At 48.0% G+C, this 23,229-nt stretch carries 22 protein-coding genes and 1 tRNA gene; 6 read left to right on the forward strand and 17 right to left on the reverse strand.

The features are described from left to right. Positions 1–1,194: 1,194 nt before the first annotated feature. From KRX19_06555 to KRX19_06575, 5 genes are all read right to left on the reverse strand, one after another. Positions 1,195–2,187: a tRNA pseudouridine(13) synthase TruD gene (locus tag KRX19_06555; GenBank protein MBV7434687.1), complete on the reverse strand. Its 993-nt coding sequence runs from the start codon at positions 2,185–2,187 to the stop codon at positions 1,195–1,197. Positions 2,188–2,257: 70 nt separating this feature from the next. Further along, a complete protein-coding gene (locus tag KRX19_06560; protein MBV7434688.1) occupies positions 2,258–4,462 on the reverse strand; it encodes a 3-hydroxyacyl-CoA dehydrogenase family protein in 2,205 nt (734 codons plus the stop codon). Between the two features lies 1 nt (position 4,463). Next, positions 4,464–6,509: an enoyl-CoA hydratase/isomerase family protein gene (locus KRX19_06565; protein MBV7434689.1), complete on the reverse strand. Its 2,046-nt coding sequence runs from the start codon at positions 6,507–6,509 to the stop codon at positions 4,464–4,466. Positions 6,510–6,539: 30 nt separating this feature from the next. After that, a complete protein-coding gene (locus KRX19_06570; protein MBV7434690.1) occupies positions 6,540–8,237 on the reverse strand; it encodes a proline--tRNA ligase in 1,698 nt (565 codons plus the stop codon). Between the two features lie 31 nt (positions 8,238–8,268). Next, positions 8,269–8,760, reverse strand: coding sequence for a DUF4124 domain-containing protein (locus tag KRX19_06575; GenBank protein MBV7434691.1), 492 nt, complete (start codon positions 8,758–8,760; stop codon positions 8,269–8,271). Positions 8,761–8,889: 129 nt separating this feature from the next. On the opposite strand from KRX19_06575, the gene KRX19_06580 reads away from it, so the two are divergent. The 3 genes from KRX19_06580 to KRX19_06590 all read left to right on the forward strand — a co-directional run bounded on the left by KRX19_06580 (position 8,890) and on the right by KRX19_06590 (position 11,574). Beyond that, positions 8,890–9,873 carry a malate dehydrogenase gene (locus tag KRX19_06580; GenBank protein MBV7434692.1) on the forward strand — a complete coding sequence of 328 codons (984 nt, stop codon included), beginning with the start codon at positions 8,890–8,892 and terminating at the stop codon, positions 9,871–9,873. Between the two features lie 131 nt (positions 9,874–10,004). Continuing rightward, the gene (locus KRX19_06585) at positions 10,005–11,084 is read left to right on the forward strand and encodes an AI-2E family transporter (protein ID MBV7434693.1); all 1,080 of its coding nucleotides are present in this window, start codon (positions 10,005–10,007) and stop codon (positions 11,082–11,084) included. Beyond that, positions 11,077–11,574, forward strand: coding sequence for a DNA-deoxyinosine glycosylase (locus KRX19_06590; protein ID MBV7434694.1), 498 nt, complete (start codon positions 11,077–11,079; stop codon positions 11,572–11,574). The genes KRX19_06585 and KRX19_06590 overlap by 8 nt, the downstream gene beginning before the upstream one ends. Here KRX19_06590 and KRX19_06595 read toward each other — a convergent pair. From KRX19_06595 to KRX19_06650, 12 genes are all read right to left on the reverse strand, one after another. Then, positions 11,554–12,618, reverse strand: a complete 1,065-nt coding sequence (locus KRX19_06595; GenBank protein ID MBV7434695.1) for an alginate lyase family protein — start codon at positions 12,616–12,618, stop codon at positions 11,554–11,556. The genes KRX19_06590 and KRX19_06595 overlap by 21 nt on opposite strands. 16 nt (positions 12,619–12,634) lie before the next feature. After that, on the reverse strand, positions 12,635–13,486 hold the full coding sequence (locus tag KRX19_06600; protein MBV7434696.1) for an SDR family NAD(P)-dependent oxidoreductase: 852 nt from the start codon (positions 13,484–13,486) through the stop codon (positions 12,635–12,637). A 9-nt stretch (positions 13,487–13,495) separates the two neighbouring features. After that, on the reverse strand, positions 13,496–14,908 hold the full coding sequence (locus KRX19_06605) for an aldehyde dehydrogenase family protein (protein ID MBV7434697.1): 1,413 nt from the start codon (positions 14,906–14,908) through the stop codon (positions 13,496–13,498). A gap of 83 nt (positions 14,909–14,991) precedes the next feature. Continuing rightward, complete coding sequence (locus KRX19_06610) at positions 14,992–16,440, reverse strand: aminoacyl-histidine dipeptidase (GenBank protein ID MBV7434698.1); 1,449 nt, start codon at positions 16,438–16,440, stop codon at positions 14,992–14,994. A gap of 31 nt (positions 16,441–16,471) precedes the next feature. Then, positions 16,472–17,197 (reverse strand): DUF4184 family protein, encoded by a 726-nt coding sequence (locus KRX19_06615; protein ID MBV7434699.1) that lies wholly within the window; start codon positions 17,195–17,197, stop codon positions 16,472–16,474. A 6-nt stretch (positions 17,198–17,203) separates the two neighbouring features. After that, entirely contained in the window at positions 17,204–18,208 is a 1,005-nt protein-coding gene (gene sohB, locus KRX19_06620) for a protease SohB (GenBank protein ID MBV7434700.1), read from the reverse strand. A 6-nt stretch (positions 18,209–18,214) separates the two neighbouring features. Next, the gene (locus KRX19_06625; GenBank protein MBV7434701.1) at positions 18,215–18,955 is read right to left on the reverse strand and encodes a hypothetical protein; all 741 of its coding nucleotides are present in this window, start codon (positions 18,953–18,955) and stop codon (positions 18,215–18,217) included. Next, positions 18,942–19,757, reverse strand: coding sequence for an ABC transporter ATP-binding protein (locus KRX19_06630; protein MBV7434702.1), 816 nt, complete (start codon positions 19,755–19,757; stop codon positions 18,942–18,944). Before KRX19_06630 ends, KRX19_06625 begins: the two co-directional genes overlap by 14 nt. Positions 19,758–19,807: 50 nt before the next feature. Next, positions 19,808–19,978 carry a 50S ribosomal protein L33 gene (gene rpmG, locus KRX19_06635; GenBank protein ID MBV7434703.1) on the reverse strand — a complete coding sequence of 57 codons (171 nt, stop codon included), beginning with the start codon at positions 19,976–19,978 and terminating at the stop codon, positions 19,808–19,810. Between the two features lie 11 nt (positions 19,979–19,989). Then, positions 19,990–20,226: a 50S ribosomal protein L28 gene (gene rpmB / locus KRX19_06640; GenBank protein ID MBV7434704.1), complete on the reverse strand. Its 237-nt coding sequence runs from the start codon at positions 20,224–20,226 to the stop codon at positions 19,990–19,992. Between the two features lie 29 nt (positions 20,227–20,255). Beyond that, a tRNA-Phe gene (locus KRX19_06645) sits at positions 20,256–20,331 on the reverse strand. Positions 20,332–20,434: 103 nt separating this feature from the next. Then, positions 20,435–20,707: an oxidative damage protection protein gene (locus KRX19_06650; protein ID MBV7434705.1), complete on the reverse strand. Its 273-nt coding sequence runs from the start codon at positions 20,705–20,707 to the stop codon at positions 20,435–20,437. Between the two features lie 84 nt (positions 20,708–20,791). Here KRX19_06650 and nagZ point away from each other — a divergent pair, with 84 nt between their 5' ends. The 3 genes from nagZ to KRX19_06665 all read left to right on the forward strand — a co-directional run bounded on the left by nagZ (position 20,792) and on the right by KRX19_06665 (position 22,812). Next, the gene (gene nagZ / locus KRX19_06655; GenBank protein ID MBV7434706.1) at positions 20,792–21,793 is read left to right on the forward strand and encodes a beta-N-acetylhexosaminidase; all 1,002 of its coding nucleotides are present in this window, start codon (positions 20,792–20,794) and stop codon (positions 21,791–21,793) included. A 70-nt stretch (positions 21,794–21,863) separates the two neighbouring features. After that, positions 21,864–22,232, forward strand: coding sequence for a peroxiredoxin (locus KRX19_06660; GenBank protein MBV7434707.1), 369 nt, complete (start codon positions 21,864–21,866; stop codon positions 22,230–22,232). 25 nt (positions 22,233–22,257) lie between these two features. Then, positions 22,258–22,812, forward strand: coding sequence for a hypoxanthine-guanine phosphoribosyltransferase (locus KRX19_06665; protein ID MBV7434708.1), 555 nt, complete (start codon positions 22,258–22,260; stop codon positions 22,810–22,812). Positions 22,813–23,229: the final 417 nt, after the last annotated feature.

Here is a 23,229-nt window from a genome sequence, read left to right on the forward strand (position 1 = left end):
ATGCTGTACATCTACACCGCTAACTCAGAATCATGCACGGTCTATCCTTTTATTAGATCTGCACTGGCCTAAAAGCTACGAACTAATATAAAACTTTGCAATATTACTAAAGTTATTCTGGGCAGCTTTTAAGCAACTAAAATAAATAACAAAGTTTTACAAAATAACAAATACTTTTAATATTGGAAAAAGAGCTTTCAAAGCAGCAAATATTGTCTTTATAAAAACTCTTGCCATGGAGCAATTAACATAAGATGTGTGAAGTAGAGCTAACTATATTAATTTTTAAAATTTAATCACCAAAAATTCAATTTATGCTGATTTGTATAGCTTAAAAGATGGGGTTACTACCGCTGCTGACTGTAACACAGACTTAAGTTAAGGCATGGCTGTAAAATTAGCAAAAGCCGGCTAGCACACCGTCAGCATTAAGCGCAATGAAGCAAATGGGACTAAAAGCCAAGATTAGGAAAGTAAATATCTCAATGTTTATCCAAACCCGCTCAAACAGAAGCACATTCCAAATATCACTGAAAAATTAGTAGCCAAGCAACTCATCAAGCAAGGTAGCGATGGCAAGATCATCCACATAACATCCATTGCTCTCTTTCCAAGGTAACATCCACTTGCTTTAACTACACAGTTTCAAAAAGCAGCGTTATGAGCATTACCCTCCTTCTGGCAAATGAATGGGCTAAAGATAACATCAATGTTAATGCTGGCTACAGATAATACAGCGGTGCAGCGCACTAACGAAGAACACGGCGCGGAAATTCTCAGCTGGATAGCGGGCAAACTATCTGGATTATCTGGTCCTATCACTCTTTTGACATCAGCTGTTTTCGATGACAGAAATAGCTACACTATTGCTGTTGATGGTAATTTGTTAGCACATAAAACCCTTGACTCAATATCTTCATATTGAGGTACTAACAATTTTACTTACGATCTACAATCATATTTTAATTTCTATAATCAGATATCAATTAGTACACTTTTGCTATATTCACACGCAGTAATTTGATTGTCGTTGTAAAGTCATCGATGTAACTGCACCAGTATCAGGGCGCAATTATTAATCGAGCAGTAATACCAAAGTTGTAGCTGTATCACTGCATTCCACGATCCTAAACAAAACAGTTTTTACATTATTGCCCTGTTCAATTTTATGGGCTATTCGCTGGGTTCCAGTTATTAGGATGTTGTATCTGCATCATCATGTAATTCATCGAAAACATCTGCAAGCAAAGCTGTCGCGAAACTGCCTCGTGGCAAAGAGAAAGACAAGCGCAGCTCATCATTATCCAACCATTCATGGCTCATATCAGATGGCTGGACGACCAAAGCACGGCAATCCTGATCACAATGATGCTGCAAATAATCAACAGCTGCTTCATGACCAGCATATGCTTGTTTACGAATAGCTTGGGCACGACCACTGGCTTGTTGCTTGCTTTTCCCAACCAATATTCCAGCTGGTGCAATATCTCCACTAGCACATCTTGCCAGCAACTCTTCATCAATATGCTTAACGATAAAATGGCTGTTGCTACCGGCAAGCATTGCATAATCTCCATCGACGAGTGAACCTGCATTTCCCAACTCGCGACGGGCTTCGAGCTCCAAGTTAAATAGCCATGCACGTAAGGTTGACAGCGTTTGAGCACGTTCATCGCGCTTTTTCGGCAAGCTACTACGCTCTACCCAGCGCAGCGCTCGATCAAGATTATTGCGCCCAAAGCGTTGCTCACCAAAACTATTGGCAAAACCTTGTGCTTTAATTTGAGCCAAACGCTGATCGATTGTGGCTTTATCGCCACTCACTTGGCGTAAATACAGGGTAAAGTTATTGCGCCGATGAGTACCAATACGCAGTTTTTTCTGATGCAACCCGTGCTCAATAATTTGCCAACCCTCACCACTATCGGGCAAGCCTACAGCATCACGCGCAGGCAGGCATAACCATTGCCGAGTCACAGCATGACGATCTTTTAGGCCACTGTGGCTAATCAATTTGCCCGGACAATCAAGTAACCGCGACCACTCACGCTTAAGAAAGGCAGTATTCATCCCACGCTTCTCGACATAGCACCATAAATGCTCACCGTCACCACTTAGCGGAAAATCAATAATTTCATCAACGACGAAATCTTCCGGCTTTGTTTTAATCACTGCACTGGTATGCATAGTCTTTCCTTGTCAAAGTAATTCAGTAAAAAATGTATCGGCTTTAAGTCACCAACACTGCATGCATCATTCAAAGTGCCGATATCTTACTGCCAAGGCGCTGCATATACAGTGCCTGCTCATGTTCTAGCAGCATCTGCAGTGAAACCGTCATATTTTGCTTTTGTGCAGTGAGTAGATTCAGTAAGGCAATATAGAGTTCAGGCCGATCGGTCAGCTCTGCACGCTGATACAAAGTCGCAGCATCTTCAGGCGCGAGCTGATATTGCGCATTTCGAGTCATGCGCGGTTGGAAAGACTTAACCCACGAATCAACCGCCTCAGCAGTGACCTCAACCAGCTTTTGACGGCTCAATACCACGCGATCATGGGCCCGGAGAATCCCCATGGCTCGCCCTCTACGCACATCTTCTGGAGGGCAAATGGTCGCTATACGAGATAAAACAGCATAAAGTTGCTCAAGATTTTGCGCGCGTGACAAATATGGCAAACGGCGCAACCATTCAAACCATATTGCCCCCATAGATGGAAGATCATTCGCGGACGCCTGCATATACCACTTGACGTTCACATCCAGCAAGACTTGATCAGCCTGCATGATAATAGCCGCACCAAAATCGCCAAGAATGCCACTAAAAGACATAATGACCGAACGAGGATGGGTATGAAGTGCCATCACCAGCTCATTCAGGTCATGGTGTAAATCAGCAAAGCGGGCAAGTGCCTCTTCACTATCTGGCCATCCTGATAACTCCCCAAAGCTACGGCCATGGTGATAAACCAGCAGATACAGCTCAGCTTGCCGAGCATAAGCACAGGCTTCAAGCAACTCATGCACCAGTGCAGGCTCAGCTGTCAGTGTGTCTTTATGTGGCTGCCATACCAGCATTTTATCTTGATAAACCCAAGATGAACTGACTTCCTGCTTGTGCAGCAATCGTGCATCAGAAATAAATGGGTTAGACGGCTGTGCTTTACGAGCCACCACCTTCCGTTGATGCTGCCAAAATGGCAATGGGTTGTAAGTCAGCACCTCCTGCTTTGCATCCGCAAAACAAGAAGCCTCAATCTCAGCCAGGCCAAACTCACGAGAGAGCTTATATAATCCCGTTTCCCATGAAAATGCCTGAATTAAAATCGTATCAATCACATCAGGTGCGATACCAACATCAGCAACCAGATAAAGAGCGTATTGCCACCAATCACGCAGCAGTGCACAAATAAATTGCGCCTGTGGATGAGAGGATTGAGAAAGTGCCTGCCAGTCCCGCTTGCGAAAAGCCTGATACACATCTGCATCAACTTTAATGCTTTCATGGCGCTGCCCATCCATATCTTCCAGCATATAGGGCTTATAGCTGTAATCATAAAAACCATGATATGCAGCACGGCCTAAGCGCCCCTGTTCAGCAAGTTGCTCAAACCACGGTGATATATCAAGCATCTCTCCAAACTGCATTTTCTCAGCTGGCGTACTTCGCTTGGCCCCCTCTATCACTCGATCCAAGCCAATATGATCAAGTAAATGACATAACCCACCGATAGGGCAATGGCCAACCATTCGCGTCAACCCTTCAAACTCAGGCAAGCTGATGTTCGAGCGCTCGAAATGATAAAAAGCGATGTTGGTTAAGCCGATAATCAATCGGGTAGTAATGTAATTCGGCCTATCGGGTGCTTCTATAACATCAAAATCAAAGTAACCACGAAAATAATCAGCTACTTTATTGATCAGGCGTACATCACTATGCCTGATCGGTATCAGCTCAATTAAGCGCTGAAACCGTGGCGGGCGAAAAAAGTGGATTCCGATGAAGCGGGAACGCAGCCCAGCAGGCAATGCATGGCTAATTTCATTCATCGACAATCCCGATGAATAGGACATCAGAACGCAGTCGCGCGCCAAAAATGGTGCTAAGCGCGACCACAAGCCCCGCTTGGCGGAAGAATCTTCATCAAGACACTCAATAATCAGATCATGCTCAGCCAATAACCCGCGATGATCCTGATAATTTCTCGCTTCTATCCAGTTCGCTGTTTCAGGCCCGCTCAATGGTGGCGGATGGCTACTGTGCAATTTTTCAATAGCGGCTTTGGCAATGCCATTCGGATCATCAGGCAAAGGCTTATCGTAAAGCCTGACAAGAATACCGGCATTGGCAAATAAAGCCGCTATCTGTGCGCCAAATGTTGTCGCGCCAAGAATGGCAGGACGTTGAAAAAATTCATCAGCAATCTTGTGCTTATTGCCGCTTTTCCCGCCATTTATCCCCATACTACGGTGTCTGCCACCATGGATCCGGGGTAAATCTCTCACCATATTGAGCCGAGAGGCGCTCAAGTTCTTTAACCACCTCATCATAACCCAGGCTTTGTGCGTAATTCATCGGCCCACCACGGAATGGCGCAAAGCCAGTGCCAAATACGCAACCTGCATCGACAAGATCAACATCATCGACGACTTCTTTACGCAGGCACCATGCACAAGCATTGAGATAGCTCATGATCAAGCGCTGCTGTACTTCCTTGATTGTCATCTCGTCGGCGTTTACTTCGCCCTTTTGTGGCTTGCCATCGGCGTAGCTGTAAAAGCCTTTGCCTGATTTGCGCCCAAGATTGCCTGCTTCAACCAGCTTATCAAGTTCGCTGTTATCCGGGCTGTCGATAAATTCGTGCATGGTTTCAGCAATAGCGCGACACACATCCAAGCCAACCGTATCAGCCAACTCAATTGGCCCCATCGGCATACCAAAATCTTCTGCTGCTTTATCAATTGCAGCTTTGTCGATACCGTCTTGATAGCATTTCAATGCTTCAAACAAATATGGCACCAGCACGCGGTTGACCAAAAATCCCGGGCTGGATTTAACCGGCAAAGGCAAGCGGCTGATTTTTGCCACATATTTTGCCGCACGATCCAGTGTTTCCTGGCTGTTTGCTTCCTGGTGGACAACCTCAACCAGTGGCATTTTTGCCACCGGATTAAAGAAGTGAATACCGAGCAGCCGCTCAGGTGCATCAAGACCTTGGGCAATATCTTCAAGGCGCAGGCTCGATGTATTGGTCGCGATGATTGCATCCGGCTTAGCCTTTTGCAGGACGTCGGTAAATACCTTTTGCTTGACGTCAATCTTCTCGACAATCGCCTCAATGATCAGATCAGCCTTATCCAACCCCCAACCATCTTTATCTAGCCGCAAACGCATTTTCGCTTCACGGTTGGCATCCTGATCGCGCAGTTTTTTATCAAACAACTTATTCGCTCTCGCACCAGCTTTATCGAGCTGCTCCTGCGAAAGATCACTCAGTGTAGTGTAAATACCTTGCATCGCTGACCACGCGGCAATATCGCCACCCATGGTGCCACCACCAATGACATGTACATGCTTGACCGGATCAGCATCATTTTTGCCAAATCCTTTCAGTCTTTCCTGCAAGAAATACAGACGGATCAATGCATCAGATTGCGGCGTCTGGCGCAGCTTGACGAACGAATCTATTTCCGCATCTGCCATCGCCTTAAAATTACCGCCGTGCTCACGCCACAAATCAATAATGGCATAAGGTGCAGGATAGTGATCTTTGCGTGCTTTTTTACTGACGGTATCTTCGATTTTCTTGGCGATGATACTGCGTACCGGCCCGAAAGACATCAGTTTGCTCTGCCAATTTCCGGGCTCACGACGCCCTTTTTCGACCAGCTTTTCACCAGCCACAAAAAGATCTTCTTTGCTATTGACCAGCTTGTCAGCGAGTCCTTGCTTGACCGCTTTGCTGCCGCGCAAGTTAAAGCCTTGCAGCATCATCGGCATGGCTTGAGTCGGTGGCAATAAGCGAGTCAGGCGAGCTGTGCCGGCAAACCCAGGGTGCAGGCCAAGTTTTACCTCAGGCACGCCAAGCTTGGCTGATTTTGTGATAACACGATAATCACAACACAATGCCAGCTCCAGCCCACCACCAAGGCAAAATCCATCGATCAGTGCAACTTTGGGTAATGGCAAAGCTTCAAAGCGGGAAAAATAATCATGTACTTCCTTGACCAGCGCCTTGAGCTTATCCGCTGACTTTGTTTCCTGAATGGTCGAAATATCGGCACCAGCAATAAAGCCACTATCCTTGCCGGACTGCAACAACAGCCCCCGATATTGCCCCGCAATAAGCTTGAGCTTATCGATCACAGTCGCAAACTCGCGCAATACTTCAGCATTAAGGCTATTGGCACTTGCATCATCACGATCGATGGTCAGTACAAGCAAGCCATTTTGCTCAGCAAGATGCCAGTGCTTCAATGCCGACTCAAAAGTCAGGTTTTGGTTGGTCATGATTACCCCTTTATCTTTGATGATTGATTATCAACGATCGAATTGCGCAAAAATATCATCAAGTGCAATACGCTGTGCTTCGCTGTCACGCCGACGTTTAAACTCCACTTCACCATCGGCAAGGGTTTTATCGGAAATAACAATACGCGCCGGAATACCGATCAAGTCCATATCTGCAAACATGAAGCCCGGGCGCTTACCACGATCATCAAGTAAAGCATCAATGCCACGCTCAAGCAGCTGCTCGTAAATGCGCTCAGCAGCTTCTTGTACCGCTGGTGATTTATGCCCGTTAACTGGCAGTACAGCTACTGCAAATGGCGCTAACGCATCAGGCCAAATAATGCCGCGCTCATCGTTATTCTGCTCAATTGCTGCAGCGACAATACGCGAGACCCCAATGCCATAGCAGCCCATCAGTGGCGTAATAGGCTTACCATTTTCTCCGAGTACAGATAATCCCATGGAAGCTGAATATTTATCACCAAGCTGGAAGATATGTCCAACTTCAATACCGCGCTTAATAGACAGTGTACTTTGTCCATTAGGTGAGGTATCACCAGCGACAACATTACGGATATCTGCAACTTCGGCAATCTCTACATCACGTCCCCAGTTGACGTTGAAATAGTGGAAGTCGTCTTCATTTGCACCAGCCGCAAAGTCAGCAATCAATGCCGCTTCATGGTCAACGATCACCGGCACATCAAGCCCAACAGGCCCTAGAGAACCAAATCCAGCCCCCACTGCTGCACGAACTTTTTCTTCTGCCGCCATCGTCAGAGGCGCAGCTACTTGTTCCAGATGTTCGGCTTTTACTTCGTTGAGTTCATGATCACCACGGACGATCAATGCGACGATACCGCCATCCGTACCTTCAACAAGTAAAGTTTTGATCGTACGTTCGATTGGCACACCATGACCTTCCACCAATGCAGCAATGGTCTTGCAGTTTGGCGTCGCGCGTTTTTCCATCTCAGCCGTCGGTTGTGGGCGTTCTGCTTGTGAACGCGCTGCTTCAGCCTTCTCCATATTTGCCGCGTAACTGCCGTCTTCAGCAAAGACGATGTCGTCTTCACCAGTCGCCGCCAACACGTGAAACTCGTGAGACCCTGTACCACCAATCGAGCCGTTATCTGCCAAGACCGGACGATAATCAAGGCCAAGGCGATCAAAAATACGACAATACGCTTCGTGCATCACGTCGTAAGTTGCTTGCAAGCTTTCTTGATCAAGGTGAAATGAATAAGCATCTTTCATCAAAAATTCACGACCACGCATAATGCCGAAACGCGGGCGAATTTCATCGCGGAACTTGGTTTGAATTTGATAAACGTTAAGTGGCAGCTGCTTATAGCTAGTTACTTCGCGGCGCACCAGGTCAGTAATGACCTCTTCATGCGTTGGACCAAGGCAATAATCGCGCTCATGGCGGTCTAAAAAGCGCAACAGTTCTGGACCATAATCCTTCCAGCGGCCAGACTCGCGCCATAGATCACCCGGCTGAACGCCAGGCATGAGCAACTCAAGCGCACCGGCACGATCCATTTCTTCACGCACGATTGCCTCGACCTTACGCAATACTTTCAGCCCTAATGGCAGCCATGAATAAATGCCCACCGCCGTTTGACGGATCATACCCGCACGTAGCATTAACTGATGACTAATAACCTCAGCCTCAGCCGGAGTTTCTTTTTGTGTGCTCAACCAATAATTAGCTAGACGCATGTCTGTCCTTTAAAAATTCTAATATTCAAAATTATTCGTTACAAAGCCGCTCAACCAGTGCTTTAGCACTTTGCAAGCGTGCATTTTTCTCTTCATCACTAATCGGAACAAGATTTCCTTCCGCATCTTCAACCGTAATTGAGCGTCCAGACTCAGCACTTTCGATCGTTTGGATATCCTGCTGCGCATTCGCACAGCGCTCAGATTTAGGTATAGCCCCTTCTGGTAAAACCTCATTCTCACTATCGTGGTGATCAGCCTGGTCATCATCCAACACTGAAGAAAGGTTATTATTCTGATCTGGACGCATTGGGCGCAATACATTTGCAGTAGCCATAATATCGTCTTCATCGTGAATAATCAGGCCACGCTCATCAAGCTTAACCACATTACCTAATGTGCGAGGTGGCTGTGTTGAGTAATGGGTAACACCATTTTGTGTCCATTTATAAACAACTACCTTTGCCGTAGCTGGTGTATTTTGGGCTGAAACTGCAATCGAAAACAGGCTACACCCAATCATTATTCCTTTTTTCAGCACAAGACAACTCCCTTTCTAATCACTGATAACGGTCAATCATTTTACATGATTTCTGAATGCTTGCGATCTGCTATAATTTAAATGTTTTTTACACTAATGAAGGAGTCCACAATGAAATCACCAGTACGCGTTACGATCACTGGCGCTGCCGGAAACATTGGTTACGCCATGGCGTTCCGTATCGCCGCGGGCGACATGCTGGGGCCGGATCAGCCAGTCATTCTGCAACTGCTTGAAATCACGCCTGCACTTGATGCGCTCAAAGGTGTCGTTATGGAGCTAAACGATTGTGCCTTCCCACTGCTGCACGACATCGTGGCGACTGACGACGCAAACGTTGCTTTTAAAGACTGTGATTACGCGATGCTGGTTGGTGCACGCCCACGCGGCCCGGGCATGGAGCGCAAAGACCTGCTCGAAGCAAATGGTGCGATCTTTGGTCCACAAGGCAAAGCGCTCAACGACCACGCCTCACGTGACGTCAAGGTACTGGTTGTCGGCAACCCAGCCAATACCAACTCTTTGATTGCCCAAGCTGCTGCTCCGGATCTCAATCCGAAGAACTTTACGGCAATGACGCGCCTTGACCACAATCGCGCACTCAGCCAACTTGCAGAAAAAACCGGTAAGCACTCAACTGACATCAAAAATATGATCATTTGGGGCAACCACTCTTCAACCCAGTATCCAGACATCAGCTGTGCAACGATTGACGGCAAACCAGCCGCAGAACAAGTAGAGGAAAGCTGGTACAAAGATACTTTCATTCCTGACGTACAACAACGCGGCGCAGCCATCATCAAAGCACGCGGCGCATCTTCAGCAGCTTCAGCAGCTTCAGCAGCCATTGACCACATGCGCAGCTGGGCACTCGGTACTGATGGCGATGATTGGGTCAGCATGGGTGTACCATCTGACGGCTCTTATGGCATTGAGCCGGGCATCATCTATTCTTATCCTTGCCGCTGCAAAGATGGTAAGTACGAAATCGTCCAAGGTCTTGAGATCAGCGATTTCAGTCGTGAGCGTATGGACGCCACGGAAAAAGAGCTGCGCGAAGAACGTGAAGCAGTCAAACATCTACTCGATAAATAATTCAAGTAAACGCAAGACCCGCTTTCGAGCGGGTCTTTATTTTCACCAGCCATCATACCCTCTCAACTAGGGTTTGATCAGACTCATAGATGGCTCTGTCTATACGTATCCCTGTTCTTGAGAAAATATTCATGCCCCAAAACAACACTCATCCTTTTCATACCCTGACCCTCGCAACCCTATTTGTCGTTTTGATCGGCTACATACTCTACATTGGGCAAAACATCATTTTGCCAATCCTGGTTGCCATTATCGTCGTTTACGTATTGGTCAGCGCTTCAACATGGCTAGGCAGGCAGCCCGTTCTGCGTCATTTACCAGAAACCATTCGGCGAATCATCGTACTTGCATCATTTTCCTTGGTACTGATTATGCTCGGTGGCATCGTCGTCGCGACAGCCGAAAAAATCACTCCTCAGTTACCGACCTATCAACATAACGTTGAAAACTTGATCCACAGTACCCTAGCGTATTTCCATATCGAAGAAATGCCCAACTGGTCAGTACTATGGGAGCGCCTAACTGACCACATCAATTTACAAAGTATCCTCACCTCAACCATGTCAGCGCTTAGTTCTATGGCTGGTTGGGTATTTATGGTTATCCTCTACGCTGGTTTTCTTATTGCCGAGCGTGGTAATTTCGCAGAGAAACTCACCACTGCCCTGCCTGGTGACCGCGGCCGTCACGCATCTGATATCGTGCACAACATCAATAAAAGCATTGGCGACTACCTTGCCATCAAAACCCTGATTAACGTTTTGCTCGGCTGTACTTGCTTTGCAATCTTATTGCTGTTTGGGATTGATTTCGCAATTTTCTGGGCAATATTGATTGCTCTGTTTAACTACATCCCCTACATCGGCTCATTTATTGGCGTCGCATTTCCGGTATTGCTGGCCATGGCGCAATTTGGTTCAATAGGCAAATCTGCCTTGGTACTGGCTGCACTGGTCATCACGCAAATGTTTGTCGGCAATATTGTCGAACCCAAGCTGATTGGTAAAAAAGTCAATATGTCGCCGTTTGTCGTACTGGTTGCTTTAACTTTGTGGTCATCACTATGGGGTATCGCTGGCGCTATTCTGGCCATTCCACTAACAGCGATGATTACCATCATCCTCTCATCATTCAAGAGTACCCAGCCATTAGCAGTACTACTCGCGGAAGACGTACACGCCATTCATAGCCCAAGACAACATCATGATTGAAGCTTTTGCCCCGCTGATTGCGGGGCAACCTCACACCCTGATTCTCGGTAGTATTCCCGGCATTGCTTCGCTCAATGCCGTGCAGTATTACGCGCATCCGCGTAACGCTTTTTGGCCGATCATGGCCGACATTATCGGCTTTGATCCTACTCTTGATTACCCGCAACGCTGTGAGCAGCTAACCAATGCTGGCTATGCCTTATGGGACAGCCTTGCCCGCTGTGAACGCGAAGGCAGCCTCGACAGCGCAATCAAGCGCGACAGCGAAGTCGCCAATGCCATTCCCGAACTGCTTTTAGCCTACCCGTCCATACGCCGCATTGCCTGCAATGGCGGCAAGTCATGGCAAAGCTTTTGCCGCCATATCCGCGCGCAGCTGCTGCGCGACGTCGAGCTAATTTCCCTGCCCTCGACCAGCCCAGCCAACGCACGGATGACTTTTACCGAAAAAGCCACAATCTGGCGGCAATCATTGGCCTTCGGGGAATAATAACGTCAAATGGAAGAAATCCATGCCCTGTCCGCCTTTTTCAAGCACTGCTGCGCCATCATCATTGGGATAATGGCGTTGTAGCACGCTAAAATAATCGCCATTTTCGACTCCTTGCAGCTTGCCGTTATTACGCTCGTAATAAGGGAACGTCTCAGGGCGTAGCGTCCACTGTGCAGCGCGCGCATAAGCCTTGCCAAGTGCTTCACCCGCAGCCGTTTGCCAGACGTTATAGCCTTGCTGATCGAGAATCTGCGCCGATACGGTGGTTGGCAGCAAAGCATAGTGGGTGTAAGCAATGCCTTTAATGCCCTTGGTCGGCCCGCCACACCAATTAGTCGTATCACTGCGACAGACTTCTTTGCTCATGTTGCCTTCATTATCGACCTGCTCTTGCAGCAACTCCTGCCAACGTGATTGGGCTTCGCGCAGCAAATTGTCATCTTGCAAATACGCAGCTATCGTCGTATTGAGCAATACACCCCAGCTACCGTGGTTATTGTCGCTGCTGTATGCAACCGACAGCGGCGCTATCACTTCACGTAAAAACGTTTGCCACTGACTGTCATCCCAGCCTTCAACATCCTGCACCAAATAACCGGCAATCACATACGCCGGCATATTGAAGCTAATCCAGGCTTTACCTGGCATCCCTTCGACGCTCTGCAATGTACCTCCCCACGCATCGAGAATCTGCTGCGCCTGGCGTGCAAAGCGTACATCATCTCCGAGCTTGTAGCACAGCGCTGCACGGTATGCTCTCCAGCCATCACTAGAGATCTGCTTTTTTACTTCACTTTCCTGATTATTCTCACCATATTTGCCGTAATGCGCCTGTGGTACAAATATTTCTACCGGCCGCGCCACTTTATCTATATCGCCCTCGCAGCCGCGCAGCAAATCCGCGTAGCGATCCGGCTTCTCGCGCAGCGCCTGCCACTGGCTTTCATCGAGCAAAATCGGTTTGCTGTTTTCAGCCGCTATCGCTACGCCTGAGGTTACACCCAATATCATTGCCAAAATACGCATTTTGAAATGTTTCATACTCATCCCCATGATGTCATTTTTGATGACCACGAAAATCATCCATCGAGCCATACACCTTAAACAAGTGCTTTGCCGCCCAGTCCCAAGCCCGCACCGGCAGTAATGCGCGTGCAATCATGCCCAAACGCACCGACCACGGCTTGTACAAAATCGGCTTGCCCGCGTGCATCGCCTGCCACGCAGCATTGACGGCTTCTTCAGGCGTCATAATCGGGGTCAGCAACATCGACTTTGCTCCCTCGAACATACCGGTACTGATATAACTCGGGCAAAATGTCGTGATCTTGACATGCTGGTGACCTGCATCCTGTAATTCCAGCCGCACCGAATCACTCCAGCCAAGTAATCCCCATTTAGAGCCACAATAAACCGCCATCCGCGGATTAGCCACAGTTCCTGCTGCCGATGCAACATTGAGGATACGCTTATCAGTACTGCTATCAGCGACCATCGCCGGCAACAGCGCGCGAGTAAGATACATCGGGGCAAGCGTATTAATATCCATGCATAACGTGGTTGCGCGACTGTTGTCATGCTGCCAGAAATAACGGTTATCCGGCACGATACCGGCATTATTAATCAATACATCCACGCCCGTAGGATATTGCGCCAATAGCGCCTGACACTGCATTTCGATCGCCTCACGGTCAGATAAGTCGATCACGCAAGTATTGACCTCGACCTGCGTATGCGTGGCACATTGGCGTACCGCTTCGGCACTGCTGAGCAATGCCTCTTCGTTGACGTCCCAAAGATGAATCACCCGCGCGCCTTCCTGCGCGGCTTTCAGGGCATAGCTTTTGCCCATGCCCATTGCTGCACCGGTAATCAGGATGGTTTTGTTTTTAATGCTGAATGTCATCATGTCCTCCAGCTATTTTTCGACAAAATATTTGACCACCAAATCGGTGATACGGTTATACGGTGGCGCAATCAATTTCATCGTATTCGGCCATAGTGGTTTACTGATAACCGGCTTTAGATGGCTGAATGTATCGATTGAATACTTACCCATATAGCGCCCCTGCCCGCTCATGCCAACACCGCCGAACGGCAGCTCGTGCGCACTCAAATGTGCCAAAGCGAGATTAAAGCCGAGCGCACCGGATGAAGTTTGCTCAGTTAATTGTGTCCGCTGTTCTTTATCGTCCGTGAACGCGTACAGCGCCAGTGGCTTGGGTTGGCTGTTGATATAGTCAATCGCTGCATTGAGATCGGCAATGCGCACAATTGGCAGCAGTGGACCAAAAATTTCTTCGCCCATCAGCTTCATGTCGGCTGTGACGCGATCAATAATCGTTGGTGCAATATAGCGCTCGTCAATATCGAACTCACCGCCAAGCACAATCTGCGCTGGTGAGGCGTCATCAAGTAATGCGGCAATACGCTGCGTATGGCGCTGATTGATAATCCGCCCGTAGTCAGCACTGCTGCATGGTGCTTCGCTATACAATGCTTCCACGGCGCTAATCAATTCAGGAATCAAATGCTCGGCAACGTCGTCCGTGGTCAGCACGTAATCTGGTGCCACGCAGGTCTGCCCGGCATTGAGGAACTTCGCCCACGCCAAACGTTGTGCAACGTGCTTGAGATCAACGCTGCCGTCAACCCACGTTGGTGATTTGCCGCCGAGTTCCAGCGTCACCGGCGTTAAATGCGGCGCAGCAGCGGCCATCACTTTTTTCGCCACAGCCGCGCCGCCAGTGTAGAAAATATGGTCAAAGCGTTGCGCAAGGATTTTTGCCGTACCCTCTGCATCTGCCTCGAGCACCTTTACCGCCTGTGCATCAACGTATTGCGGCAACAACTCACTGACCATTGCGGCAACGTGTGGCGACAGCTCGCTCGGCTTGAGCAACGCCGTGTTGCCACAGGCCAATGCGCCGACCAATGGCGAGAGCACCAGCATTAGCGGATAATTCCACGGCGCAATAATCAACACCGTGCCAAGCGGTTCATAAACCAGCTTGCCACTGGCTGGTTGCAGGCTAAGCGGCATACCGGCTCGCTTGGGCTTGAGCCATTTTTTCAAGTGTTTCAAAGTGTCATTGATTTCGCCTTTGACGAAGCCAATCTCGGTTAACTTGCTTTCAGCCTGTGGTTTACCCAAATCTGCGCGTAATGCTGCAGCAAAATCGTGCTCGTGTTCATCGAGCATCCGGCACAAAGCCTTGAGTTGCTCAATGCGCCAATCTAGTGGACGCGTTTTCCCACTGCGGAAACAATCACGCAGCTGCTCAACGGTCTGCGCCACTACTGCATCATCAAGAATCGGGGTATCAGACATATTGTCACCGAAAATATAAAAAAACCGGCACACAGTATGAACTACTGTGTGCCGGTGAAGTTAATAATAACGACACATTAAGCTTATTGTTCAGCAATACACGCTAAGCTCTTTTCCAGCCACGTCCAGAACGTCGCAACCGAAGCAATATGTACCTGTTCATCGGGTGAATGTGCGCCGGTGATGGTTGGGCCAAAAGAAATCATCTGCCAATGCGGATAGTGCTCACCGAGAATACCGCACTCAAGCCCGGCGTGAATTGCCTTCAACGGTGGGATTTTGCCAAACACTTCCTCACCACTCGCTTGCATCAGCTGCACAATTTGCGATGAAGGATCAGGCTGCCAACCAGGATAATCACCAGAAAACTCAGCACAGCCATCAAGTGCATCTGCAAGCATGGCCATTTGCTGCTTGGCATGAGCCTTGGCATCATCACTGGATGAGCGCAGTAGCGATTGCAACTGCAGCTGCCCATTTTCAATACCGACAACCGCAAGGTTATTCGAGGTTTCGACCAAGCCCGGCATATCGTGACTCATGCGCAATACCCCATTTGGGCACAGCAATACGGCTGACAGCAAGGTTTTCTGGCTATCGCCATCAAGCGCTTCTACAACTGAGTCATGTTCGCTCAAGCTGACCGAAAAGCCCTGATCAACTTTACCAAAGCTGGCACGCAACATATCAGCCAATGGCTTAATAGCCTGCTCTAATGACTTCTGATCACCATCAAAAACGATTACAGCCTGCGCTTCACGCGGAATAGCATTACGCAGATTACCGCCATTAAACTCGGCGATCGCAATATCGAATTCTTCGCTCAATCCTGATAACAGCTGCGCCAAAACGACATTGGCATTGCCGCGCTGATCGATGATATTCAAACCTGAGTGACCGCCTGCCAAGCCACTGATACGGATCAGCCATGCTTTTTTGCCTGCAGCTGATTCAAATTTCAAGGGGAAGTTAAGCGTGACGTCAACGCCGCCCGCACAACCAATATAAAGCTCACCTTCATCTTCAGAGTCGAGGTTAAGCAGAATATCGCCTTGCAACCAATTCTCGCGCAGCCCTTTCGCACCGTCCATACCGCTTTCTTCTGTCGCAGTGAACAGCGCTTCAATTGGGCCGTGAACCAGTGAATCATCAGCCAATACAGCCAGTGCAGCAGCCGCACCGATGCCATTATCAGCACCAAGCGTTGTACCGTTAGCCGTCAGCCACTCGCCATCGACCAACGTCTCGATCGGATCAGTCTCAAAATTGTGTACTTTATCGTTATTCTTCTGCGGCACCATATCGAGGTGTGATTGCAGCACAACACCCGGTGCATTTTCCTTGCCCTTGCTCGCGGGCTTACGCACCAAAACGTTACCAACTTCATCCATATCCGCATCAAGACCAAGACGTGCTGCTTCATCCAAAACGTACTGGCGCACTGCTTCCTCATGGTAAGAAGGCCGTGGAATTTGTGTCAATGCCTTAAAGTATTGCCATAGCGCTTTGGGCTGAAGATCATCAATCGTCATTTTTAGACTCCATTAAGAATGAAAAGGAATTCTAATTATCGACCTTCCAGAGCGCACAATCAATTAACGAGACGATAAACAATGCCACTGCAAGTGCTGAAATCGTTACCACAACAACGTTCCCCAGAGCAGGCAGATGACCAATAGCCTGAAAACGCAGCAGCAACAAGATTACGGCAATAGCAAGCACAACTCCCCAATAAGACAACGTGCGATACCAAGGTAATGTTGGTATATGCCCACTGCGCGGCAAACGATAGACAAAGCAAGCAATTATGGCTAACCCACTAAATGTGCTGATGTGCTGCAAAACCCGAGACCACGGCCACGACGCACCAAATAAAGATGGCTGTGCGAGCACCGGCAACCATACACTGGTGCGCCCTACATGGGTAAAACTATCCCAAATTACATGGGTTACTGCGCCCAACCAAATGGAAAAGACGAGCATCAACCATGAGGTATGACGCCACGGCTGACGATAACAATAAGCAAAGCGCTGCTGTAAACACGAAGGCAAATGCCGCAGCATGGAATCGCGAATAACGCGCTGGAATAACCACAATACGAGCAGCCCTAGCGGTATATCGAAATACCATAAGCCCCAAAAACTGTGCCCGAGCTCACCCTGCAAACGTAGCTTAATGAAATACTCAAGATCAGGTGCCATTGCACCGACAACCAGCCCACTAAATGACAGTGAGCGACATCGGTACAATGGTAATACGGCCGCAGGATGTGCGAACGTAAATGGCATGATTACTTAGCGGATAGTCGCCTTAAACGGTTGATGCGTACTGATTTTGCCAAGAAAGCGCGACTTCAACTTTTCCACCAATCCCTCATGCACTTCATCTTCAATCAGCAGCAATTGATGGCTATCGAGATGGCTGAGAATGAAATCATCACTGGTGCCAACATAATCAATCAAGCCATTTTCGACCGCCTGAGTACCATACCACGTCTCACCAGTAGCAATATCGTCAACATCCAACATTGGGCGAGCCGCACGAATGTGATCTTTGAACAATTCATGAGTAATGGCCAATTCATAGGTAAACTGCGCGCGATCATCATCAGTATTTTCACCAAATAGCGTCAGGCTACGCTTGTATTTACCTGCTGTATGTTGCTCATAATGAATATGGTTTTTTTCAAGCAAATCATGGAAATTTGGCACCGCACCGATGACGCCTACCGAACCAACAATGGCAAAAGGTGCTGCAAGGATCTCATTGCCAATGCATGCCATCATATAACCACCACTCGCGGCCACTTTGTCAATAGAAACAACCAGGTGAATCTGCTTTTCACGCAAGCGCGCCAACTGCGAAGCCGCTAAACCATAAGCGTGTACCAACCCACCGGCACTCTCTAAGCGCAACAATACTTTATCGTGCTCAGCGGCGACCTGAATCACGGCGCTAATGTGGGTACGCAGGCTATCTACAGCGCTCGCCTCCATATCGCCATCAAAATCCAAGACAAACATTTTTGGCTTGTCTTCACTTTGTGCCTTATCTTTTTCCTTATCTGCTTTTTTGCGCGCTTTTTCACGTACTTTCAATGCTTTTTTATCAAGTAAGGCTGTTTCAAGTTGCTCACGATAAGCTTCATAACGCTCATTCAAAGAAACTATATTGAGCTTATCCTCTTGATCACCACCTTTTTTTGCCGCAGCAATAACACCAACCACAGCAACGATTGCCAATACAAAAGTAATCACCTTGGCAAAAAATAAACCGTATTCGTAAAAAAATTGTGCCATCCGCACCTACTCCTTGATCCAAAAAATTGATGTTAATGTAGCCATAGCCAGCAACATCATCACGAAAAAAACACCCGTCTGACTAGACAATATACCCTGCTGCAATAAAGCTACATGCTCAAAAGGTGACAGCCAGCGCAACATTGCATTCAGCCATTGCGGCGAACTCGCCAACACCGGCAAGAGCCATAAAAGCAACCATAATAATCCAAGTAATAAAGATGCCGTCAGTGGCTGGACACACGCCGCTGATACGGTCAATGCCAGCCCGACGCCATACAAAGCCAGTAGCACCTGTGACAAAGCAATCCCAAGCAACAGGCCATCATCCCAGTCTGTGCCAAAAGTAAGCCCAATCACCCACAGCCAATACGGCAGCACAACAAGCAGCAATCCAAGCAGTAACACGGCTGCCTTACTCAGCAACAATCTCCAGCGACCACCACAGCGTGAACGCCACAAAAAATCTGTCCCCCACTGTCGCTCTTGTGCGAGTGAACGGGCGCCAAAATAAACCAACCACACGATCATCAACCAATTCACGACACCACCGGCATGGGCCAAAAGCATTTGCGTAGCACCCCGGCGATTGCTCAATCGCGCCAGTTGGTCTGCAAGCCCGTTATAAGCTTCCAATGCCGCCAATAGATAAACAACTTCACCAAGCCACAGCAGTAGCATTGCCCACAGCATGGCTGGGGTTAACAGCAAGCGCCACTCTTTAGCAAGCCAATCACGCCACTGCATCAATTTTCTCCTGCAACGCCTGAGCCGGATAACTGTCACTCACCGTCAAGACGGCGGCCTGATCAAATTCAGCACCCACTGGAACGGCCAAAAAACGGCCATCACGGCTCACAGCCTGTGCGCCATACGTACCGGCAGCATGTTGATCAATAAATTCCAGCCACCGCCAATCTTGATTGCGCTGTGGCATAGCCAATTCGTGACAACGTCCATCTTTAAGTAGGTAGACACGATCAGCAACGGCACCAACTTCAACCCAATCATGGCTGATTAGCATCACGCCTGCATCACGCTTTAAATTGCTGAGTAGTGGCCACAGAGCACGCCGCTGCTGGTAATCTAGACCATTACCCGGCTCGTCAAAAAGCAAAACTTGAGGCTTGCCGAGAAGCATTTGCGCCATAGCAAGACGCTGGCGATAGCCATGGGAGAGATTTTTCGCTGGCCGTGATGCGACTGAAGTCAAGCCCAACAGAGCAATCAATTCTTGAACCCGTTGCACCTCAATGCCATGAAGCACAGCCAAGCGCTGTAGTACTTCATTAATGGACCAATCTGGATAAAGGGCTGGCTTATCAGCAAGGAAGGCAACCTGAGCCAATGGGCAGCCATGCTGCACACTACCACTATCGGGATGAATATAGCCGGCAAGTACGTGTAATAAAGTGGTCTTACCCACACCATTTGCACCAACCAACGCAACGACTTCACCGCGATTGAGCGCTATCGACGCACCATTAAGTACGGCTTGACCACGGCGTTTAACCACAACATCTGCTACGTTGATCAATATTTTGCTCATATAAATAAAAAACCCGCATTATAGCGGGCTTTTTGGGCAATAATCGCGAATTACTTGATTTTTGCTTCTTTATAGATCACATGCTTACGTGCCACTGGATCAAATTTTTTGATTTCCATTTTTTCTGGCATGTTACGCTTGTTCTTGGTCGTGGTGTAGAAGTGACCAGTACCTTCAGAAGAAACTAAGCGGATCTTGTCGCGTGCGTTTTTCTTCGCCATGATCGGACTCCTTACACTTTATCGCCACGAGCGCGGATGTCTTCAAGTACGGCATCAATGCCTTTCTTGTCGATGATTCGCATACCGTGAGTCGATACTTTCAATTTTACAAAACGGTTTTCACTCTCAACCCAAAAACGGTGTTCTTGGATATTTGGGAGAAAACGGCGCTTACCTTTGTTGTTCGCGTGGGAAACGGTATTACCGACCATCGGCTTTTTACCGGTCACCTGGCAAATGCGGGCCATAGCCGTACCTCTTTAATCTTAAAATTCAGTGGTGGCCAAGGGCGGAATCGAACCACCGACACGCGGATTTTCAATCCGCTGCTCTACCAACTGAGCTACTTGGCCTTGGAAGGCTGCGCATTAAACAGCATTTCGGACGGTGCGTCAACTTTTTCTACAACTTTTTTTAAAAAGTTTTGTCCCCCCCTGACGTATAAGGGAAAAATACTCAGCTATTTTCGCCTTTTGGCTGATAAGCCTGCGGTGCGACATGTGTGTCATTAAATAAAAATGCTTCCATCTGGTCGCGTAAAAATGTCTGCGCTTCAGGTTCAAAAGAAGAAAGCTGGTATTCATTGATCAACATAGTTTGCTGTTTAAGCCACATTTCCCACGCTTCTTTACTGATATGTTGATAAATGCGCTCACCAAGCTCACCTGTAACAGGCTTACGTGGCAATTGCTCACCTTCGCGTTGCAACTTTTGGCAAAAAATAGTCATTTTTGGCTCCTAATATTAAAGAGCAACAGCATAACAAAATGAACTGGCAGCGTGATAGAATCTCGTTTTTGTCAGTAGGTATCCATGTCCATCATCATCGGCATAGAATCGACCAAACTCAGCACAGAGGATAAACGCAGGCTGGAACATCCGGCTTGTAGTGGCGTTATTCTGTTTAGCCGTAATTATAGTGACTCTAAACAACTGCGCTCTCTGTGTGCTGAAATCAAGCACATTGATTCAGAAAAGCTGATTTGTGTCGATCACGAAGGTGGGCGCGTCCAGCGTTTTCGCACTGATTCCACCGCACTTCCAGCCCCTTATTCATTAGGCTTGTTATTTAAAACCCACCCTTTACGTGCTCTGGCACTGAGTAAAGACATCGGAATTGTAATGGCTTATGAGCTTGGCCAATATGGTATTGATTTCAGCTTCGCACCTATTCTCGACTTATATGATGAGGTTTCATCGGTTATTGCCGAACGCGCTTTTTCAGATTGCCCTGCTGTAGTCAGCACGCTGGCTTCCGCATTACGCACTGGCCTGCGCACTGGTGGCTTGGCTGCTGTTGGGAAACACTACCCGGGGCACGGCCGTGTTCAGGGTGACTCGCACCACGTACTACCACACGACACACGCCCTGTCGAAGCAAGAGAAGCGGATCTTTACCCATTTGCCGCACAAATCAAAGACGGCATCGAAGGCATCATGACCGCGCATATCGTTTACCCGGAAACAAACGGCATACCTGGTGGTTTTTCACCTTTAATAATCGACAACTTGCGTCAGCTCGGCTTTAATGGCGCCATTTTTTCTGATGATTTGGACATGGCTGGCGCACAGGTCTTTAAAGATGCAGCAGCGCAAGTGCAAGCTGCACTTGATGCCGGAGCCGACTTCACACTAATTTGCAATAATTTTGCAGCAATGGATCAAGCACTACAAAGCAACCCCAAGCCACGCGATCCTCAAGCATTTGTGCAACGAAAAAAGACGATGCTACGCAAGCAATTTGATGCACAAGCATTTGAACACGCTTATCAGCACGCAAAGGCCCGACTCGAGCAATACAGAGAGTCAATTTAAGCATTTATTATGAAGCCACATTGCTCCACCCAACTTCTACATCATTCTTCATTTCTAAAGGATTCATCACATGGCTGAAAAACTCGTTGTCATCGTACTGAATAGTAACCCTGAAAACCAAAGTGAAATGGTCGAGCCTATTTATCACGCCACCATTGCCGCATCTATGGATTATCAGGCTGAAATTATTCTCGCAGGGCGTGCTGGAGAAATTGCCATACGCGGCGTTGCCGAAGGCATTGAATCACCGCGCAAAGCAGACGAAACCATTTACGATTTACTCAAAGAGGCTTACCAAAGTGGCGTAAAAATCAAAGTCAGTAAATTTGTTGTGCAAAAATGGGGCAACAATTTGATTCCGGAAGTCGAAGAGACCGTCAGCGGCGGTTACATCGTCGAGGAAATCATGAACAGCAACAACACCACACTCACCTATTAAAAGAACCAACCATATAAGGAATATCATGGCTCAACTATCAAACCAAGAACTTGAAGGCGTTCTCAGCAATTCGGAATGCCTGATCACAACCGCAGAAGTCAACGCGGCTTACGACAAGCTGGCAGCTCAGCTAAACCTCCATTATGCGGGGCTGAACCCAATCGTCATGGTCGTCATGAACGGAGGACTGATTCCGGCCGGGCAATTACTCACTCGCCTCAATTTCTTTCACCGTATGGAATACATTCATGCCACTCGTTACCGCGACAATCAAGCCACCAACGAATTACAGTGGAAGATGCGCCCTAATGCAGATTTAAAAGACGAACACGTCCTCCTAATTGACGATATCTTTGATGAAGGCTATACGCTCAAGGCGATTGTTGATGAATTGAAAACGCAGAATCCAACCACACTAAATTGCTGTGTGCTCCTCAATAAGTTACACGACCGAAAAGTGCCCAACTTTAAAGCTGATTTTGTTGGTACCGAAGTCGTTGATCGCTACATCTATGGCTGTGGCATGGACTACCACGGTTACCTGCGTCATCTCCCGGGCATCTACGCATTGAAAGAATAACATCCCCCTACCTGGCAAGCCGCCATATTCTTACTTGGCGGCTGCTTCAGACAAGTACTCCAACAGCGTTTGTCTTCTTACCGGCAACAGACAAGCGCTGCTTTCCAGCTTATCAAGAACAATAGCTGACTCAAGGCCTTAAAGCATAAAGCCACATTACGGCAAGAAAAATTACGCCTCCTCCAATAACACACCGATGCGTACTACAACGATCTAACGTTGCCATCTTTCTCTCCGACTGAGTGCCCACAACTATAAACACCACCAAAGTACGACTTACTCAGGACATTGATTCTCCCGCAAAAGTCAGCCTATGCTATAGCAATGACAAGGGAATGGCCTAAGTATTCTCAGTCAGCCATATTGATGCAAACCACGCCCAACCAAACTTGTTTCCACTCTCGGTAAATGTTATTG

The organism is Cardiobacteriaceae bacterium TAE3-ERU3 (assembly GCA_019218315.1).
GTDB lineage: Bacteria > Pseudomonadota > Gammaproteobacteria > Cardiobacteriales > Cardiobacteriaceae > JAHUUI01.

Excerpts from the sequence above, each read along its gene's own strand:
- KRX19_06590 (MBV7434694.1), top strand. The coding sequence starts at position 11,077 with ATGATTGAAGCTTTTGCCCCGCTGATTGCGGGGCAACCTCACACCCTG.
- KRX19_06630 (MBV7434702.1), bottom strand. The coding sequence starts at position 19,757 with ATGAGCAAAATATTGATCAACGTAGCAGATGTTGTGGTTAAACGCCGT.
- rpmB (MBV7434704.1), bottom strand. The coding sequence starts at position 20,226 with ATGGCCCGCATTTGCCAGGTGACCGGTAAAAAGCCGATGGTCGGTAAT.
- rpmG (MBV7434703.1), bottom strand. The coding sequence starts at position 19,978 with ATGGCGAAGAAAAACGCACGCGACAAGATCCGCTTAGTTTCTTCTGAA.
- KRX19_06605 (MBV7434697.1), bottom strand. The coding sequence starts at position 14,908 with ATGTCTGATACCCCGATTCTTGATGATGCAGTAGTGGCGCAGACCGTT.
- KRX19_06560 (MBV7434688.1), bottom strand. The coding sequence starts at position 4,462 with ATGGGGATAAATGGCGGGAAAAGCGGCAATAAGCACAAGATTGCTGAT.
- sohB (MBV7434700.1), bottom strand. The coding sequence starts at position 18,208 with ATGGCACAATTTTTTTACGAATACGGTTTATTTTTTGCCAAGGTGATT.
- KRX19_06570 (MBV7434690.1), bottom strand. The coding sequence starts at position 8,237 with ATGCGTCTAGCTAATTATTGGTTGAGCACACAAAAAGAAACTCCGGCT.
- nagZ (MBV7434706.1), top strand. The coding sequence starts at position 20,792 with ATGTCCATCATCATCGGCATAGAATCGACCAAACTCAGCACAGAGGAT.
- KRX19_06660 (MBV7434707.1), top strand. The coding sequence starts at position 21,864 with ATGGCTGAAAAACTCGTTGTCATCGTACTGAATAGTAACCCTGAAAAC.
- KRX19_06615 (MBV7434699.1), bottom strand. The coding sequence starts at position 17,197 with ATGCCATTTACGTTCGCACATCCTGCGGCCGTATTACCATTGTACCGA.
- KRX19_06610 (MBV7434698.1), bottom strand. The coding sequence starts at position 16,440 with ATGACGATTGATGATCTTCAGCCCAAAGCGCTATGGCAATACTTTAAG.
- KRX19_06625 (MBV7434701.1), bottom strand. The coding sequence starts at position 18,955 with ATGCAGTGGCGTGATTGGCTTGCTAAAGAGTGGCGCTTGCTGTTAACC.
- KRX19_06600 (MBV7434696.1), bottom strand. The coding sequence starts at position 13,486 with ATGATGACATTCAGCATTAAAAACAAAACCATCCTGATTACCGGTGCA.
- KRX19_06580 (MBV7434692.1), top strand. The coding sequence starts at position 8,890 with ATGAAATCACCAGTACGCGTTACGATCACTGGCGCTGCCGGAAACATT.
- KRX19_06555 (MBV7434687.1), bottom strand. The coding sequence starts at position 2,187 with ATGCATACCAGTGCAGTGATTAAAACAAAGCCGGAAGATTTCGTCGTT.
- KRX19_06565 (MBV7434689.1), bottom strand. The coding sequence starts at position 6,509 with ATGACCAACCAAAACCTGACTTTTGAGTCGGCATTGAAGCACTGGCAT.
- KRX19_06595 (MBV7434695.1), bottom strand. The coding sequence starts at position 12,618 with ATGAAACATTTCAAAATGCGTATTTTGGCAATGATATTGGGTGTAACC.
- KRX19_06665 (MBV7434708.1), top strand. The coding sequence starts at position 22,258 with ATGGCTCAACTATCAAACCAAGAACTTGAAGGCGTTCTCAGCAATTCG.
- KRX19_06585 (MBV7434693.1), top strand. The coding sequence starts at position 10,005 with ATGCCCCAAAACAACACTCATCCTTTTCATACCCTGACCCTCGCAACC.
- KRX19_06575 (MBV7434691.1), bottom strand. The coding sequence starts at position 8,760 with ATGATTGGGTGTAGCCTGTTTTCGATTGCAGTTTCAGCCCAAAATACA.
- KRX19_06650 (MBV7434705.1), bottom strand. The coding sequence starts at position 20,707 with ATGACTATTTTTTGCCAAAAGTTGCAACGCGAAGGTGAGCAATTGCCA.